Below are 16,492 nucleotides of genomic sequence, written 5' to 3'. Positions count from 1 at the left end.
TGCTACGGCGTGTCCGAGCAGGGGCGGTCGCGAGCACCGTCATCGGACACACCCCCTCTCACCAGGCCGAACCCTTGTTCGATTGCGGTACACAGAACTGTAGCGCGGACTCGAACACCTATGCGATGGTTTCGAGTAAAGATCTTCGCAGCGCGTCGCGGCGGCGCCGAACTTGGCAGCCGTCCCGCCTGCGCAATAGCGTTCGGATCCATGCGGACCTTCGCGAATGTTCAGGAGCTCAAGGCGGCCGTCGGCGAGAAGTTCGGCCCGACCGAGTGGCGCACCGTCACCCAGGACCAGGTCAACCTCTTCGCCGACGCCACCGACGACCACCAGTGGATCCACGTCGACGTGGAGCGGGCCAAGGAGGGGCCGTTCGGGGGCACGATCGCCCACGGCTACCTGAGCCTGTCGCTGCTGCCGTCGTTCATGTTCTCGATGGTCAAGGTCGAGGGCATCGCCATGGGCGTCAACTACGGCCTCAACAAGGTCCGTTTCCCCCGGCCGATCATGGTCGGCGCGCGGATCAGGGCCGTGGGCGAGCTGACGGACGTGAAGGGCACCCCCGCCGGCTACCTGTCCAGCCTGAAGATGACGATCGAGATCGAGGGCGAGAAGCGGCCCGCCTGCATCGCCGAGACGCTGAGCCTGTACGTTCCCGCCGAGTAGGTTCGCGACAGAAGCGCGTCCCGTGTGATCCCTGGGTTCGTCCGAGCCCGGGGCGACGGGCTGCTCCGGTACGGCTTCGTGCCGCCCGGAAATTCCGAGGACGCGGCCGATCTCGTCCAGGAGGCCCTGGGCGGCGGGCACGGGCTCCCCCGCGATCCAGAACCGGATCGTCACCCCGAAAACGGATACTCGACGCCGCCTTCCTGGCACGCCGGGTCGAGGGTGCAGGACGCCAAGGAGTACATCATCCTGAACCCGGCACCCGTACCCCGGTGACAGGACGCCCGCTACCCCCCTTCCCCCGAGTAGTAGATCGCCGCCTGCACCCGGCTCTTCAACCCCAGCTTGTTCAGCACCCGGCTGACATGCGTCTTCGTCGTGGCCTCCGCCATGTCCAGCTCTCTGGCGATCTCGGCGTTGGACAGCCCCCGCCCGATGCAGGCCAGCACCTCCCGCTCCCGAGGCGTCAAACCCCCCGGATCGGACACCGGCTCCCTCCGCGGCGCCTGCCCGGCGAACGCCGCGATCAGCTTCCGCGTGACCCCCGGCGAGATCAGCCCATCCCCGCGCGCCACCAGCCGCACGGCCTCGACCAGCGATTCGGCGTCGGTGTTCTTCAGCAGGAACCCGGCGGCCCCCGCCCGCAGCGCCCCGAAGACGTACTCGTCGAGATCGAACGTGGTCAGGATCAGCACATCACTGACCCCCGCCAGCTCCCGCGTGGCCGAGATGCCGTCGAGCCGCGGCATCCGCACGTCCATCAACACCACGTCCGGGCGCACCTCCCGGGCCATGGCCACGGCCTGCTCCCCGTCCGCCGCCTCGCCGACGACCTCGATGTCCTCGACCCCGTCCAGAATCAGCACGATCCCCGCCCGGACCGCCGCATGATCGTCGGCCACCAACACCTTGATCGTCACCGCGCCTCGACCCCCGACTCCCTGTCCCGGGGCCCAAAGCCCAGGACGGCCGCGTACGGCACCATCTGCTCATCACCGGTGGGCAACTCAGCCGACACCCGCCACAGCTCACCGCCATCCGAGGCCCCGGCCTCGAAAGAACCGCCCACCAACAACGCCCGCTCCCGCATCCCGATCAACCCTGCCCCGGCCCCAGGCAGCCGCGCCGCACGCCCGCCGACCGCGTTCTCGACACTCATCAGAACCCGCCCCGCCTCGTACGTGACGACGACCCGGACAGGCGACTCCCCGTGCTTGAGCGCGTTGGTGAGCGCCTCCTGCAGGATCCGGTATCCGGCGAGATCGACCGGCGCGGGCAGCTCCCGTGGCTCCCCCGCGACCCGCAACTCGGCGACCAGCCCGGCCCGCGTGACCCGCTCCACCAGCGTCTCCGCATCCGCCAGCCGGGGCCGCATGGCCTCAGCGGGATCGTCACCCTCCTGCCGCAGCAGCCCGATCATCGTCCGCATCTCGGCCAGCCCCTTCACGCTGTTCTCCCGTACGGACTCCATGACCTTCCGGACGGTCGCCCGATCGAGATCCTTACGCGAAAGCGCGGCGGTGGACTGGATGGCGATGGCGCTGAAATGGTTGGCGATCATGTCGTGCAGCTCGCGAGCCATCCGCGTACGCTCCGCCGCGACGGCCGCCTGCCGATCGAGCTCGGCCAGATGAGCCACCTGCTCGGCCCGCTCCCGCTCCGCCGCCGCCCGATCCCGATGCTCCCGCAGCACCAGCGCCGTGGTGACGGGCGTCACCAGCACCAGCCCCGCCTGCACCCCCATGACAGCGAGCATCCACCAGTCCTCGGCGAGGAACCCGGCCACGGCCCCCGCCGCGACCGCCAGCACGGCGGTGATCCCGAGCAGCCACCGGGCGAACCGCGCCGGCCCATAAAGCGCCGCGGCATAGAGGTTGTCCGTAAAGATCAGCACCGTCGCCAGCGAAGGCCCCACGAACGCGTCGATCGTGATCGCGACGACCCCCAACCCCAGCGAGGCGAGGGGCGCCCGCCGCCGCACCAGCACCCCGGCACAGGTGATGGCCAGCGGCACGCACAGCAGCCAGACCGGCACGCCCCGCTGGAGCGCGGCCCCACCCACGATGAGAACCACCCCCATCGCAAAGGCCACCCCGGCCCCCAACGCCTCCCGCTTCATGTCCCCCATCGCAAAGGCCACCCCGGCCCCCAACGCCTCCCGCTTCATGTCCCCCATCTCACCACCCCACACGCCCGGTTCCCTCCTGCGCGGGACCCGCCTGTGGATACACCCTTCGATGTACCGCCACGCCCGGCCGACCAGCGAGATCACCCTCCATCCGGGAGGGCGGGACGGAGGGGCGGGCACATGATTGCCATATCTGGTTCGAGGTACTCCGCAGAACCCGCTATGCTTGCTTACGCAGCGAGCGGCCGTAGCTCAATGGATAGAGCATCTGACTACGGATCAGAAGGTTACGGGTTCGACTCCTGTCGGCCGCGCACAGTAGAAAGGCCCGCCACCAGGGACAACCTGGAGCGGGCCTTCGTGCTTGTCAGGACAATCTCGGGATCTTGCTAACACCTTTGGCCTGTACGGAGTTCGGATCTTTAGATCGGCCGAAGGCTTCCCGCAGGATGGCCCCGCGTAGATGAAGACCGGCCAGATAGCTGCCGGGGGTCTTGTCGACGCGGAAGGCCGGCGCACACCACCCCCTGATCATGCCGCCGTAGCAGTGTGGAAGTCCTCGTTGGCTGCGTTCCTGGATGGTCGGTCAGCTGATCCTCTGCACGGTCGCACCTTGTCGGATGGCGCGGGGGATCTCGGCGACGGAGTCCACGATGTCGATCAGGTGGGCGATGCTCTCGGCTGGAGCAGTGGAGCTGACGTCGACGGTGTAGGTGATCCCGGTTGACCGCCAGCTCTCGGTATCGAAGCCGCCGGCTGCGGAAACGCGCGCTCCCAGGAGTTCGATCCCCAGTGCGGCGGCCTCCCGGTAAAGGTCGTTGAGGACGCATCCCGCCGCCGCGAGGTGGAGGAGATGTCCTCCGGTGAAGTCCGCCCTGACGCTCACGCCCTCGGGCGTCCACCGATGAGGGAAATGCACCGCGTGCTCGTCCGTCACCTTCAGCGATCCTGCGCTCACGATCACGTCGAAACGATCATCCATGATTCAGCTCCCGGCACCTCGGGCGTACGGACACGACGACAAGAGCCGTCCTACACGTCGCAGCCGCCAACCGGCAAGACAGCACTCCCTCGCGCGGGAACAGCCGCTCATGCCGCTGGGTCGTGCGGTGGAGGATGCGTTCGCGGTTGCGTTCGGCGTCGGCGTGCAGTCCCGGCCCGGGCTGCCGGTCGGCGGGCGAGTGGGGCTCTGCGGTGGAGGTCATGAACCCCGACCTACTCAAGTGGAACGGCCTACCCATTTTCATTGCTAGGCTGCATCATGGAATCGGGTAGGTCGTTCCACTTTCGAAAGGTGCAGCTCATGCGTGCCGTAACACTGAACTCCGTCCCCGCGACCCCGTCCGTGGCCGACGTCCCCACCCCGCAGCCCGAGGCCGGGGAGGTGCTGGTCAAGGTCGCCGTCTCCTCGATCAACGGCTTCGACGCCGCCACCGCGGCCGGCTATCTACAAGGGGCGATGGAGCACCGCTTCCCGCTGGTGGTGGGCAAGGACTTCGCCGGCACCGTCGAGGCGTTCGGCGAGGGCGTCGAGGGCTTCACGGCCGGGCAGGCAGTCTTCGGCGTGGTGATGAAGCCGTTCCTGGGCACCGGTTCGCTGGCCCAGTACGTCACCGTGCCCGCCGGCTACGGCATCGCCCCCATCCCGGAGGGCCTGGGCGTCCAGGAGGCGGGCGCGCTGGGCCTGGCCGGCACCGCGGCGCTGGACAGCATCACCGCCGTCGCCCCGGCCGAAGGCGAGACCGTGCTGATCTCCGGCGCCACCGGCGGAGTGGGCGCGCTGGCCGTACAGCTCGCTGTCGCACGCGGCGCCCGTGTCATCGCCACCGCCCGCCCCGGCGCGGAGGCCGGCTTCGTCGCCGGCCTCACCGACGCCGAGATTCACGTCGTGGACTTCAGCGGCGATCTGCCGGCTCAGGTCCGCGCGCTCGCCCCGGAAGGGGTGGACGCCGTACTGCACCTGGCGGGGGACGGCAGCCAGCTCGCGAGCCTGCTGCGGCCGGGCGGCCGCCTCGCCTCCACCATCGGGCTGACCGCCGACGCCGTCGAGGTCTCCGGCGTCACCGTCCACACGATCATGGCCGACACCAGTCCGCAGACCCTGACCGCCCTGGCCACCCAGGCCGCCTCGGGCGCGCTGCGCGTCCCGGTCACCGCCACGTACTCGCTGGAGCAGGCCCCGGAGGCGTTCGCCGCCTTCGGCGCCGGCGCGCTCGGCAAGCTCGCCGTCACCTGCTCCTGAACCCTCGCCTACGGAAGGGACCTGATCGTGCCCACCATTGCCATCGTCGGTGCCGGGCCCGGCATGGGCCTGGCCATCGCCCGCACCTTCGGCGGCCGCGGCTTCGACGTCGCTCTGATCGCCCGTACCAAGGACAAGCTGGAGAGCCTGGTCGCCCAGCTCCAAGCAGAGGGCGTCACGGCCGCGGCGTTCCCCGCCGACGTGCTGGACCGGCCCTCCCTGTCCGCCGCCCTCGACGCGGCAGCCGACCGCTTCGGCGGCATCGAGGTGCTGGAGTACTCCCCGGCGCCGCACTCGCCGGTGCCCGGCCTCACCATGGCGGTCCCCACCGAGGTCACAGTGGACAACCTGCAGCCGCAAATCGAATACACCGTCTACGGCGCGCTGGCCGCCGCCCACGCGGTGCTGCCCGCCATGCGGCAGGCCGGCGCCGGGACGCTGCTGTTCACCACCGGCGGCGGCTCGGTGCACCCCGTCCCCATGCTCGGCAACGTCAACGCCGCCGCCGCGGCGCTGCGCAACTGGGTGCTCAACCTGCACAACGAGCTGGCCGGCAGCGGCGTGCACGCCGCGCACGTCGCGATCAACACCTGGATCGGCGAGGGCGGCCCCGAGGGTATCCCCGCGGCCACGCCCGAGCAGATCGCCCCCCTGTACTGGGACCTGTACGAGCGCCGCGACCAGCCCGAGCTCGTCTTCAACGGCTGAAGCGGCCGACCGCACCCCCGCCGGGCGGGAGCACCGCGCGCCGGGCTCCCTCTCACCCCCTACCGTCAAGGAGATCTTTCGATGAACGTCGTCCTGTGGATCGTGCAGGCCGTCCTGGCCGCCATGTTCGGCATGGCCGGAGTGATGAAGTCCACCCAGCCCAAGGACAAGCTCGCTGCCAAGCTGCCGTGGGTGGAGGACTTCTCCGCCGGCACCGTCCGCTTCATCGGCATCGCCGAGCTGGCCGGCGCGCTCGGGCTGATCCTGCCCGCGCTCTCCGGCATCGCGCCCGTCCTGACCCCGCTGGCCGCCACTGGCCTGGCCGTGGTGATGGTCCTGGCCGCGCTCGCCCATGTCCGTCGCAAGGAACCGTCCGCGATCGCCTTCAACGCGGTCCTGTTCGTGCTGGCCGCGTTCGTCGCCTGGGGCCGTTTCGGCCCCTACGGCTTCTGACCCCGCCCTGCTTCAGCCTCTACCTCTGCCTCTGCCGCGGGAAGTCACCCACCTCATGCATGTCACCGTCTTCGGTGCGACCGGCGGCATCGGTCGCCTGCTCGTCCAGCAGCTCCTATGCGCCGGGTGTCGTGGACGCGGATGCGGGCACGCCCGCTCGGCGCCAGTGGGTCTCGAAGGCGCGCTTGCGGGTGCGCCTGTCCTCGGGTGTAGTGGCCCAGGGTCCACGTTCGTCAAAGGCAAGCTCGTCGAACGGCCCGAGAATAGCCGGCTAAAGCTCTTTAGCCAGCGGTCTTGGCGATTGTTCGCTATGACCAGTGGCGGGGGATGCTGCGTTGATTGCGGGTCTTGACGATTGCTCGTGGCCGGTGATGACCTAAAGGTATTCTCCTTCCCGAATGTGAGGAGTCACCCACAATGAAGACCCGCCGATTACATTCCGCTGTACTCGCCGTGGCGCTCGGCGCCAGTGTCCTGGCCAGTGCTGCACCGGCCTTCGCCGGCACCCGGACCAGCACAGCCGTGGCCACCGCGGGCTGGCCGGCACCGGACTGGTACCTGCAGGGCCCCTACCAGACCCTGGCCGACTGCGACCTCGCCTTCGAGGACGCTGCCCAGAACGGTCAATACACCGGGCTCGTCGGCTGTCACTGGTTCCGCGGAGGTGGCCCTTATCTGCCGGGCTTCTACTACGAGGTGTACATCCCCTGATCAAGAGGCGCGCTGGGCAGCGATCAGATCATCAGGAATCTCGTAGTTCTCAGGTGACCATCAAATCTTGACGATTGCTCCTTTCACCGGATGTCGGAGCGATCCTGCCGTCTAATGCTGCTGGTCAGATCTGCAACACAGGGATGGGCGTGCTGCCTGCCCTTCCCTACGGATCAGAAGGTTAGGGATTCGAGTCCTTTCGGCCGCGCACAGCAGAAAGGCCCGCTACCAGGAAATCCTGGAGCGGGCCTTCGTATTTGTCAGGGCAATCGACGGGCGTGCCCGTCCACGTCGTTGCGGCTCGCCTCGGTCATGTCGACCACCGTCACGGACCTCGTCCCGCCCCAGAGACGCCGTCCCCCTGACCATGTCCCGGCTGCCTCAGCAGCGCCTCGTCGGCCTCGGGCAGCCAGGAGTGCGGCGGCCGGCGGAGCCAGCGTTCCGCGCTTCTGATCTCCGTCACGGCCTGGAGCAGCGCGTCGAGACCCGGATGCCGCAGGCCCTCGGGGAAGACGAGGTTCTCCAGGGCGAGCGGCACGGGATCGATCAGAGGCCGCACCACGGCGCCGGGGATTCCGCCGACCTTCGCCGTGGCCAGCACGGGCTCGCGGTGCCGTTGCAGGTAGAGGCCCATCTCGTGGGTGCCGACCGGCGGCGCGTGTGGCGTGGCCGGGGTGAGCCCGAACTCCTCCGCCAGGCGCTCACCAAGGTCGGTCCACTCGGTGGTGGCGGGGTTGCCTGCCATGGCGTCCAGCGGGAAATCGGCCAGCACGCCGAGCGGCACCTCCTCGAGCGCGGCCAGCGGATGCTCCTCGGGCACCAGTACGGCGAGCGGATCCAGCCGTACGGGCACCTGGACCAGCCCCTTGCGCACGGAAGCGGGCAGTCCGGCGAACCGGCCGAACGACACGTCGAGACGCCCCTCCCGCATGGCGGCGGCCCCGGAGGCCAGCCCGCCGTGGAAGCGGGCGAGGATCTCCACGCCCGGCGCCAGCTCCCTGGCCCTGACCAGCGGTCGCGGCGGCTCGTGCCCCTGCATGTTGACGTCCACGAGCAGCGGCCCCCGAGCGCTGGAGACCTCCGCGACCAGCTCGTCATGCAGCGCGAGCAGCCGTCTGGCCCCGGGCAGCAGGCGCGCTCCCGCCGGGGTCAGCTCCACGCGGCGGGTGGACCTGGTGAACAGCGCCTGCCCGAGCTGGTCCTCCAGCCGCCGGACGTCGCGGCTGAGCGCCTGCTGGGCCACGTACAGGCGGGCCGCGGCGCGGCCGAAGTGCAGCTCCTCGGCGACGGTCACGAACACCCTGAGCAGCCGGGGATGCAGGTCCACGCGGCAACATTAACAACAGATCCGCGTTAATCCCGGCCTTTCCGGTGTTGGACCCGGCGTCGCAATCTCCGTCAGGCTGGATCCATGATCCCTATGAAAGAGCTGCTCAGCGGCATGCCGCTGTCGCCCGCCCAGATCGGCGTCCTCCTGAGCCTGGTCCACCCGCCGGGGCTGACAGCTCAGAACGTCGCAAGCGGGTCGCCCGCGAAGTTCAAGAAGTCGAAGCGCGGCAAGCTCAGCAGAAGCACGACGTGAGACCGGCCGTACCGCCGGTCTCCCAGCGGTACACCTCCCGATCGAGGCGATAACCCAGCCTCCCGAAGCCGCACGAGTTGCCGTAGCGTTCGCCGACGATCCCACGCGTTCGCCCGACCTGCGATGACGGCTCGACGAAGGTCAGGGGTGTTTGCGGAATGCACGCAGTGGCGTAGTCGTCGCCACGGTTCGGCACAATTACCGATATGCGAGTCGGATTGCTCGGGCCCTTCGAGGTCCGGAACCATGACGGGGCCGTGGTGGAGGTTCCGGGGATTCGGCTGCGCGCACTGCTGGCGGCGCTCGCTCTCGAACCTGGCCGGATCGTCACGCGTACGAGGCTGGTGGACTGGATCTGGGGGGAAGAGCCGCCCGCCGACGAAGTGAATGCCTTGCAGGCGTTGGTGTCCAGGCTGCGCAGGGTGTTGCCGACCGGGGTGATCGAGGCGGATTCCGGCGGATATCGGCTGGCCCTGGCTGCTGACGCCGTGGACGTGTCCCGGTTCGAGCACCTGGTCGGTCAGGCCCGGGCCGCCGAGCCTGCGGCGCGGGCGGAGCTGCTGCGCTCGGCCCTGGCATTGTGGCGTGGTACGGCCATGGCGGACATCGCGCTGCAAGGCAGCGATGCGTTCGACGCCGCGGTCACGCGTCTGAACGAGCTCTACGTCGCCGCGCTCGGGGACCGGGTGGATGCCGACATCCGCCTCGGCCAGGGCTCGGAGCTGGTCTCCGAGCTGACCGACCTGGTTGCCACGTACCCGCTGCGGGAGGGGTTCGTGGCGGCGTTGATGCGGGCGCTCGCCGAGGCGGGGCGTGGGAACGAGGCGTTGACCCTGTACCAGCGGACGCGCGAGCGGCTCGCCGAGGAGCTGGGCGCCGATCCGTCGGCCGAGCTCTCCGCGCTGCACACCGCGTTGCTCCGTGGCGAGCTGGGCGAGCGGGCGGACAACCGCAGGACGAACCTGCGCGCCGAGCTGACGAGTTTCGTCGGCAAGGACGATGACATTTCGGCGGTCGCCGACCTGGCCGTCAAGCACCGGCTGGTCACCTTGACGGGGGCGGGCGGTTCGGGCAAGACCAGGCTGGCCACGGAGACCGCGCGGACGATGCTCACCGAGCTGCCGGATGGGGCGTGGCTGGTCGAGCTGGCCTCGGTGGGGGCGGGCGGTGAGCTGGCGCAGGCCGTCCTTACCGCGATCGGCCTGCGTGACCAGGCCCTGCTCGGCGGTGCGCGGGCCGGGGACCCGATGGATCGGCTCATCACCGCGCTCCGGGAGCGCACGATGCTGCTGATCCTGGACAACTGCGAGCACGTGATCGAGGCGGCCGCGGCCTTCGCGGATCGGCTCCTGGGAGAGTGCCGGAGGTTGCGGATCCTGGCCACGAGCAGGGAACCGCTCGGCATCTTCGGGGAAGTGCTGTGGGGGGTCGAGCCGCTCGCGCTGCCCGCGGAGGGAGCCGACCCCTCCGAGGTCGGGTCGTCGTCCGCGGTGCGGCTGCTGCGCGACCGCGCGGGCCTGGTGCGCAAGGACATCGGCTCCGACGCGCACACCTTGTCGACCATGGCGCGGATCTGCCGGGCGCTGGACGGCATGCCGCTGGCGATCGAGCTGGCCGCGGCACGGCTGCGTACCATGTCCGTCGATCAGCTGGCACGCGGGCTCGATGACCGTTTCCGTCTGTTGACCGGCGGCAGCCGTACGGCGCTCTCCCGGCACAAAACGCTGCGCGCGGTCGTGGACTACAGCTGGGACCTGTTGACCGAGGCCGAACGTGGCGTGCTGCGGCGGCTGTCGGTGTTCTCCGGCGGCACGAGCGGCGGGGCGAGCCTGGAGGCGGCCGAACGGGTGTGCGGGGGCGAGGTGTTCGCCGGGGAGCAGGTGTTCGACGTGCTCACCGCGTTGATGGAGAAGTCGCTGCTGCTCGCCGACGGCGAGGACACGCCGCGTTACCGGATGCTCAACACCATCAGGGAGTACGCGGCGCACCGGCTCGCCGAAGCCGGGGAGACCGAGCCGGCGCGCCGGGCGCACCTCGCGTACTTCACCGAGCTGGCCGAGACGGCCGATCCGCACCTGCGTCGGGCCGAGCAACTGGAATGGCTGTCCACGCTCGAGGCCGAGCACGACAACATCAGCGCGGCCCTGCGCGGGGCGATCGCCGAGGGATGGGCCCAGGAGGCGATGCGGCTGGTCGGGGCCGCGGGCTGGTACTACTTCGGCAGGCACAGGGCCGAGGGCGCCGAGTTGAGCATCGCGGCGGCCTCGCTGCCCGGTGAGGTGTCCGATGAGGTGCGGGCACTGGCGTGCCTGATCGTGACGATCTTCCTGAGCTCCGGGGTCGGCGGCGATCAGTATCATGCGCGGGAGTGGATCCAGGAGGCGTACCGGTTGTCCCAGCGCAGCGGGTATCGCCATCCGCTGCTCGGGTTCGTCGCGCTGCTGGAGCGGATTCTGCAGGGCCCGGCGGAGTTCCTGCCCGCGTTGGAGCCGCTCATCACCGACGACGATCCATGGGTGCGCGCGCAGGCCAGGCTCACCCGTGGCCGGTTCCGGCTCACGCTCGGCGGTGACGAGACCGACGTGGACGCCGACGCGAAGATCGCCCTTTCCGAGTTCCGCGCGCTGGGTGACCGGTGGGGGATCTCGTTGGCGCTGACCTTCCTGGCCGATCGGCTCGCCATGCGCGGCGAGTTCACCCGCGCGTGTGAGCACTACGAGGACGCGGCCGTGGCGATGACCGAGATAGGCGCGACCGAGGACGTGATCGGCCTGCGGGCGCGGCAGGCTCAGCTGTACTGGCTGCTCGGCGACGAGCGATCCAGCGCGTCCGCCACGGCAGAGGCGCAGCGGTGCGCGGGCGGGATCGCGTGGCCGGACGCGCTCGCCGAGCTGGCGCTTTCCAGGGCTGAGCTGGCGCGCTGGCGCGGCGAGCCGGAGCAGGCGCACGAGCACCTGGCCACGGTGCGGGCCGTGCTGGGCGAGGCGGACAAGATCGGGTCCATCCGGGCCAAGACGATGGACCAGTACGGCTACCTCACCGAGGATCTCGAGCAGTCCCGCGCGCATCGGACGGAGGCGTTCCGCGCGGCTGTCGAGCAGGCGTATCCACCGGCGATCGCCGAGGTGCTGATCGGGATCGCGGACCTCGCGCTGCGCCAGGGAGAGTACGAGCAGGCCGCGCGATTGCTCGGGGCGAGCGACAGCGTGCGCGGTACGCCGGACCGTTCGCTGCCGGACGCTTCCAGGATCGCCGAGGACACGCGTGATCGCCTCGGTGAGACCCTGTTCGCGGAGGCGACTCGGGACGGTGCGCGGCGGGATTGGCGCGAGCTGGCCGAGAGCATGCTCGCTTCCTGAACGACGCCCGCCGCTTCCCGGGCGGAAAAGGCGTTGCGGGAGCAGGCGGGGACGCGGAACGCTGCCAGCGTGGATATGCACGCCAACCAGCTGACGGTGTCGCCGGAGACAGTACGCGCCTTGGTGGACGAACAGTTCCCTGAGTGGCGGGGCCTGCCGATCACCGGCATCGCGGCCCATGGGACGGTCAACGCCATCTTCCGCATCGGCGACCGCTTCGCGGCTCGGTTCCCCCTGCAGGCCGGGCAGGTCGACTCGATCCGCGACTGGCTGGAGTCCGAAGCGGAAGCCGCCCGCGAGCTGGCAGGTCGCACGCGCTTTCCCACGCCCGAGCCGGTCGCGCTCGGCGAGCCCGGCCCGGGATACCCGCTTCCATGGTCGGTGCAGACCTGGCTGCCCGGTGCCGTCGCCACCGATGAGGACCCGGGCGAATCGGTCGCGTTCGCCCACGACCTGGCCGATCTCATCCATGACCTGCGCACGATCGACACGCGTGGCCGTACGTTCGCCGGCAAAGGCCGGGGAGGCGACCTCAAGGCCCATGACGCGTGGATGGAGACGTGTTTCGAGCACAGCGAGCAGCTCCTCGACGTTCCCCGGCTTCGCCGGCTGTGGGAAGACCTGCGGAGCCTGCCGCGCGAGGACGCCGACGTGATGACCCACAGCGATCTCATTCCGGGCAACGTGCTCGTGTCCGCCGGCCGGCTGGCCGGGGTTCTCGACGTCGGCGGCTTCGGACCGGCCGACCCCGCCCTGGATCTCGTGAGCGCCTGGCACCTGCTGGAGGCCGGGCCGCGGCAGGTGCTCCGTCTGCACCTCGCGTGCGACGACCTCGAATGGGAGCGCGGCAAGGCGTGGGCCTTCATCCAGGCGATGGGCCTCGTCTGGTACTACGTCAGGACCAACCCGCCCATGTGCCGGATGGGCCGGCGCACTCTGGACCGCATCCTGGCAGACCGATCGACCGTCCGAGCTTGAAACTTTCACGCCCGAAATCCAGTGGTGTCCCTTTCACACCTGGCCACGCGCCCCTTTCCAAGGGCTGACGGAAACCGCCGAAAAGCTCTCTGATACGAGCCCACCCCGCCGGCGAAGCGTTTCAGGGAGTCATGAACGACGGCGACGTCACGGGGAGAATTCGACATGGGAAACCTCTTCGGCATGCTCGAACGCCGGGCCGACGACAACGCGAGGAGGGTGGTGGACGCCTGCGTCGGCGAGATCGCCGGTTTCCAGGCGATCGAGTCCGGATCGCGGGCCTCGATGATGGAGTTCGCGGTCGTCGTACGGCGCCGGACAGCCGAGCTGGCCGCCTCCGGCGAGCCGCTGCTGGACAGCGACCTGGCCTTCATCGAGTCGGTCGGCGAGCAGCGCGGCACGCAGGGCGTGGCGCCGGGCTGCCAGCGCGGCGCGCTCGCGCTGCACGCCGCCTTCACGCTGCGAGAGATCTCCGAGGCGGCCGGACCCGGGGATCTGACCGACACGATGCGCATGATCGACTGGCTGGCCGGGCAGGGCACGGCGGCGCAGGCCGTCTACACCCGCGGCTACTTCCGGGGGTACGAGCGGTTCCTGCCGACGGCCTCGCGCGTCCACCTGCTGGCCACCATGGTGCTGCACGACGACCCGATGGCCGGCGAGCTGGCCGGCAGCCTCGGGGTGCCGGTGACCGAGCATTATCTGGTCACGGTGGTGCGGGTGGCCACGGAGCCGCCGGAGCAGTGCCGGGAGGAGGTCGTGGGCACCCTGTTGCAGCGGCACCGCCTGCCGTTCGGGTGGCAGGAACCGGACGAGTTCGTGGCGCTGGTGCCGTATCACGGGACAGGGCCGGAGCACCGGGCGGCGGCCGAGAGGGCCGGGCTGGCGCTGGCGCGGACGGTCGCCGAGGCCGTGGGGCGGCCGTGCTCGGTCGGCACCGCCCACGGGCGCCGCCGCGCGCTGGTCCAGGCGGCCGCGCTGGCGCGGAAGGTCAGCCGGGTGGCGCCGATCGAGCGGGTGCCGCGCCGGCCGTACGGGGTGGCCGACGTGTTCGCGGAGCTGGGCGCGGTGGAGACGCCGCAGGTGGACCAGTGGTTGCGGGAGACGGCGCGGCGGCTCGGCGACGGGCCCGACCTGGTGCCCACACTGGACGCCTACTACCGCAACGACATGAACCGGCTGCGTACGGCCGAATCGCTGCACATCCATCCGCGCACGCTCGACTATCGGCTGCGGCGGGTGCGGGAGCTGGTGGGGATCGAGCCGGGCTCCACGCACGGCGTCCGGGTGCTGAGCACCACCGTCACCCGGCTGCTGGCAGGCGCGTGGAACGAGCACGGCTTTGCCTGACGAGGCTCATTTTGACATCAGTGACAAACGCCCGCCCGGCGCCCTGGCGAGCTTCTCGTGAAGTGACGATGACCGGCGTTCCTGGCTTGGCGAAAGTAGCACTGGTAAGGCTCGGCCGGGCCGAAAGGGAAATCCAGCGAAAGGTTCGATCACATGGCAGTACATGCGAGAAGAATGCTCGTCGGCGTGCTGGCCGCGATCACGGCGCTGCTGTTCTCTGTCGCGCTTCACACGGGTTCGGCCGCGGCGGCGCCCGAACGCGGGTTCACCGACCAGTCGACCACGGCGCTCAAGGACGCCCAGGGCAAGGACGGCGGGGCCGCGCTGGCCGCCACCTACTCGTGCTCCCGGAGCGTCCCGATCCCGGCGTACTACATCGACATCGACTGCTCGGTGTTCACCGGGGCCATCAGGATCCTGGTGACCTGCTCCGACGGTTACCAGTTCGCCAGCCCGATCATCTTCGCCGGGAACCGGTTCACCGGGCGCGGCACGTGCGGGCCGCCGTGGACCGTACGCTCCGCCAACGCCGAGACGGTGTTCTAACTGATCCATCCGTTCTCCGAGCCACCCGGAACCACCGGGTGGCTCTGTGCCGGCAGCGCCCTCAAGTGCGGCGCCAGGTGACAAGGCCCTCCGGGGCGGCGGCGCTCAGGCCACCAGCTGCTGCTCGGCCAGCTCGGTGAGCGTCACGGTGCACAGGCCGCCGCGCTCCGCCTTGACGTCGGTCACCTTGAGCTGGGTGCCCGGCGCCAGGATGTACTCCTCCTCGCCGGTGAACGCGGAGAAGCTGCGAATGCCGACAGCCCGGGCGGGGTGCACCTCGAAGAGGGTGCGCTTGCCGCGGCGGCCGAGGAACGCCTGGGCCACGCCGAGTTCCGACGTGCACGAGGACACGCCCCACCACGTCACGGTCCGGCCGAGCGGGTACTGCGCCCGCAGGTCCAGCGACACCCCGCGCCACAGCGGCTCCTTGCGGACCGGGAGGCGCGACACGGCCGAGAACAGGAGTCGCAGGTAAGGCAGGTACGGAACGATGCGGGTCCGGTCCGGATTGCGCAGGGTGGCGTTGATCTGGCGGTAGAACGCCGACTCGCAGGTGTAGAGGTAGAGGGCCGCGATCTCGTCGGCGGACAGGCCGTCGGTCGCGCCGGCCGACTGCTTCTCACCGAACCGGTACGACTGCTCCGTGTGCCAGTCCAGCCCCGACAGCAGCTTGGCCACCGGGGAGACGGCCTCGCGGAAGTCCATGAGCGGGGTGTCGAACACGCCGGTGATCGCCGGCAGCACCAGGCCCTCGTCCTTGACGCCGGCGAGCCGTTCCAGGTAGAGCTTGTGCAGCTCCATCGTGGAGGCGATGAACGCCCCCATGCGGTCGGCCGTGTCCGCGTCCGCCCCGCCGCCCTGCGCCGCGAGCTTGTTCCACCCCTTGCTGGGCAGCCAGTCGATCTCGTCGGCGCCGAGCGCCGCGAGTGCCGCGTTCACGTCGGCGAAGTGGTTGCCGTCGCAGAAGATGTCGCCCTGTGCCGCGGGGTTGGGGTGGTCGATGTGCCGTACCTCCACCTCGGGGTACTTCTTCTGGAGCCGGAGTACGACCTCCTTCAGGCTGCGCGCGTGAGCCCCCCACCACGCGAACACCACGCCCCGATCCGCCTCGTCGGCGTTCTGCTTGGCCTTGAGGATCTCCTCGACGAGCTTCTCGACGACGGGCCGCCAGAACGCGGTGTGCTGGTCGGTGCCCATGGCGCCGTCGCCGCTGGCGGTGAGCGCCGCGTTCAGCAGCAGCACGCCCTGCGTGAGCATCGCCTGGAACCACTCGGGCGGCTGCACGGTGTCATGCTGCTTCAGGAGCTTGCGGATGTCGGCGATCGGCGTCTTCTTGGGGATCCCGTGCTTCCACATCGCCGCCGCCTTGATGATGCAGCGGATGGTGATGACCTTGCCGAACGTGCTGTCGGCCCAGTCGTGGAAGGTGTTGTCGAACATCGCGATGCCGGTGGCGCTCTCGGCCCGCGGGTACGGGTTCTGCCCGAAGACGACGACCTTCCACTTGTGCGGCGGGTTGGGCTTGAGCGCCTGGAAGGTCAGTTCGCGGACGGGTACGACCTGGGGGCTGCGGCTCGGGCCGATGAAGGTGGCGGCGGCCGGTTGTGCCTCGATGACCGGCTTCAGGAGCGGCAGCCACGGCTCGCCGCCGCCCTTGAAGAGTTCGGCGAGGGCCAGGGGGTCATTCGAGTCAGGCGAGGTGGGGGTGGCGTCGTCGCGCATCGAGGGGCTCCCGGGTCGGCGAGGCGTGCCGGTGGCGGCACGAG

At 70.0% G+C, this 16,492-nt stretch carries 16 protein-coding genes and 1 tRNA gene; 12 read left to right on the top strand and 5 right to left on the bottom strand.

Annotated elements, in window-relative coordinates; translation table 11 throughout:
- The first annotated feature begins 210 nt into the window (after window positions 1-210).
- Both H4W80_RS36680 and H4W80_RS36675 read left to right on the top strand, forming a co-directional pair.
- Window positions 211-669 (top strand): MaoC family dehydratase, encoded by a 459-nt coding sequence (locus H4W80_RS36680; RefSeq protein WP_192789249.1) that lies wholly within the window; start codon window positions 211-213, stop codon window positions 667-669.
- A 24-nt stretch (window positions 670-693) separates the two neighbouring features.
- Complete coding sequence (locus tag H4W80_RS36675) at window positions 694-945, top strand: hypothetical protein (protein WP_192794452.1); 252 nt, start codon at window positions 694-696, stop codon at window positions 943-945.
- Between the two features lie 11 nt (window positions 946-956).
- Here the strand turns inward: H4W80_RS36675 and H4W80_RS36670 are convergent, their stop codons facing one another.
- Window positions 957-1,589: a response regulator gene (locus H4W80_RS36670; RefSeq protein WP_192789248.1), complete on the bottom strand. Its 633-nt coding sequence runs from the start codon at window positions 1,587-1,589 to the stop codon at window positions 957-959.
- Entirely contained in the window at window positions 1,586-2,845 is a 1,260-nt protein-coding gene (locus tag H4W80_RS36665; RefSeq protein ID WP_225963858.1) for a sensor histidine kinase, read from the bottom strand. The genes H4W80_RS36670 and H4W80_RS36665 overlap by 4 nt, the downstream gene beginning before the upstream one ends.
- Window positions 2,846-3,038: 193 nt before the next feature.
- Between H4W80_RS36665 and H4W80_RS36660 the strand changes: the two genes are divergently transcribed.
- A tRNA-Arg gene (locus H4W80_RS36660) sits at window positions 3,039-3,111 on the top strand.
- Window positions 3,112-3,383: 272 nt separating this feature from the next.
- Here H4W80_RS36660 and H4W80_RS36655 read toward each other — a convergent pair.
- Complete coding sequence (locus H4W80_RS36655; RefSeq protein ID WP_192789247.1) at window positions 3,384-3,779, bottom strand: OsmC family protein; 396 nt, start codon at window positions 3,777-3,779, stop codon at window positions 3,384-3,386.
- Between the two features lie 321 nt (window positions 3,780-4,100).
- On the opposite strand from H4W80_RS36655, the gene H4W80_RS36650 reads away from it, so the two are divergent.
- The 4 genes from H4W80_RS36650 to H4W80_RS36635 all read left to right on the top strand — a co-directional run bounded on the left by H4W80_RS36650 (window position 4,101) and on the right by H4W80_RS36635 (window position 6,911).
- Window positions 4,101-5,039, top strand: a complete 939-nt coding sequence (locus tag H4W80_RS36650; RefSeq protein ID WP_192789246.1) for an NADP-dependent oxidoreductase — start codon at window positions 4,101-4,103, stop codon at window positions 5,037-5,039.
- Window positions 5,040-5,066: 27 nt separating this feature from the next.
- Complete coding sequence (locus H4W80_RS36645; RefSeq protein WP_192789245.1) at window positions 5,067-5,747, top strand: SDR family NAD(P)-dependent oxidoreductase; 681 nt, start codon at window positions 5,067-5,069, stop codon at window positions 5,745-5,747.
- An 81-nt stretch (window positions 5,748-5,828) separates the two neighbouring features.
- Window positions 5,829-6,200 (top strand): DoxX family protein, encoded by a 372-nt coding sequence (locus H4W80_RS36640; protein WP_192789244.1) that lies wholly within the window; start codon window positions 5,829-5,831, stop codon window positions 6,198-6,200.
- 417 nt (window positions 6,201-6,617) lie between these two features.
- Window positions 6,618-6,911 (top strand): hypothetical protein, encoded by a 294-nt coding sequence (locus H4W80_RS36635; RefSeq protein WP_192789243.1) that lies wholly within the window; start codon window positions 6,618-6,620, stop codon window positions 6,909-6,911.
- A 325-nt stretch (window positions 6,912-7,236) separates the two neighbouring features.
- On the opposite strand, the gene H4W80_RS36630 is transcribed toward H4W80_RS36635, so the two are convergent.
- Window positions 7,237-8,238, bottom strand: coding sequence for a LysR family transcriptional regulator (locus H4W80_RS36630; RefSeq protein ID WP_192789242.1), 1,002 nt, complete (start codon window positions 8,236-8,238; stop codon window positions 7,237-7,239).
- Window positions 8,239-8,322: 84 nt separating this feature from the next.
- Between H4W80_RS36630 and H4W80_RS36625 the strand changes: the two genes are divergently transcribed.
- The 5 genes from H4W80_RS36625 (at window position 8,323) to H4W80_RS36605 (ending at window position 14,726) form a co-directional block, all read left to right on the top strand.
- On the top strand, window positions 8,323-8,493 hold the full coding sequence (locus tag H4W80_RS36625) for a hypothetical protein (protein WP_192789241.1): 171 nt from the start codon (window positions 8,323-8,325) through the stop codon (window positions 8,491-8,493).
- A 206-nt stretch (window positions 8,494-8,699) separates the two neighbouring features.
- Window positions 8,700-11,852, top strand: coding sequence for an AfsR/SARP family transcriptional regulator (locus H4W80_RS36620; protein ID WP_192789240.1), 3,153 nt, complete (start codon window positions 8,700-8,702; stop codon window positions 11,850-11,852).
- A gap of 75 nt (window positions 11,853-11,927) precedes the next feature.
- Window positions 11,928-12,830 carry an aminoglycoside phosphotransferase family protein gene (locus H4W80_RS36615; protein ID WP_192793959.1) on the top strand — a complete coding sequence of 301 codons (903 nt, stop codon included), beginning with the start codon at window positions 11,928-11,930 and terminating at the stop codon, window positions 12,828-12,830.
- A 165-nt stretch (window positions 12,831-12,995) separates the two neighbouring features.
- Entirely contained in the window at window positions 12,996-14,180 is a 1,185-nt protein-coding gene (locus H4W80_RS62995) for a PucR family transcriptional regulator (protein ID WP_192789239.1), read from the top strand.
- Window positions 14,181-14,333: 153 nt separating this feature from the next.
- The gene (locus H4W80_RS36605) at window positions 14,334-14,726 is read left to right on the top strand and encodes a hypothetical protein (protein ID WP_192789238.1); all 393 of its coding nucleotides are present in this window, start codon (window positions 14,334-14,336) and stop codon (window positions 14,724-14,726) included.
- A gap of 105 nt (window positions 14,727-14,831) precedes the next feature.
- Here the strand turns inward: H4W80_RS36605 and H4W80_RS36600 are convergent, their stop codons facing one another.
- Window positions 14,832-16,448: an ADP-ribosyltransferase domain-containing protein gene (locus tag H4W80_RS36600; RefSeq protein ID WP_192789237.1), complete on the bottom strand. Its 1,617-nt coding sequence runs from the start codon at window positions 16,446-16,448 to the stop codon at window positions 14,832-14,834.
- Window positions 16,449-16,492 lie beyond the last annotated feature (44 nt).

The organism is Nonomuraea angiospora, from assembly GCF_014873145.1.
Lineage (GTDB): Bacteria > Actinomycetota > Actinomycetes > Streptosporangiales > Streptosporangiaceae > Nonomuraea > Nonomuraea angiospora.
The sequence above is the reverse complement of the archived record's forward strand: the minus strand, read 5'-3'. Positions and strand labels throughout refer to the sequence as shown.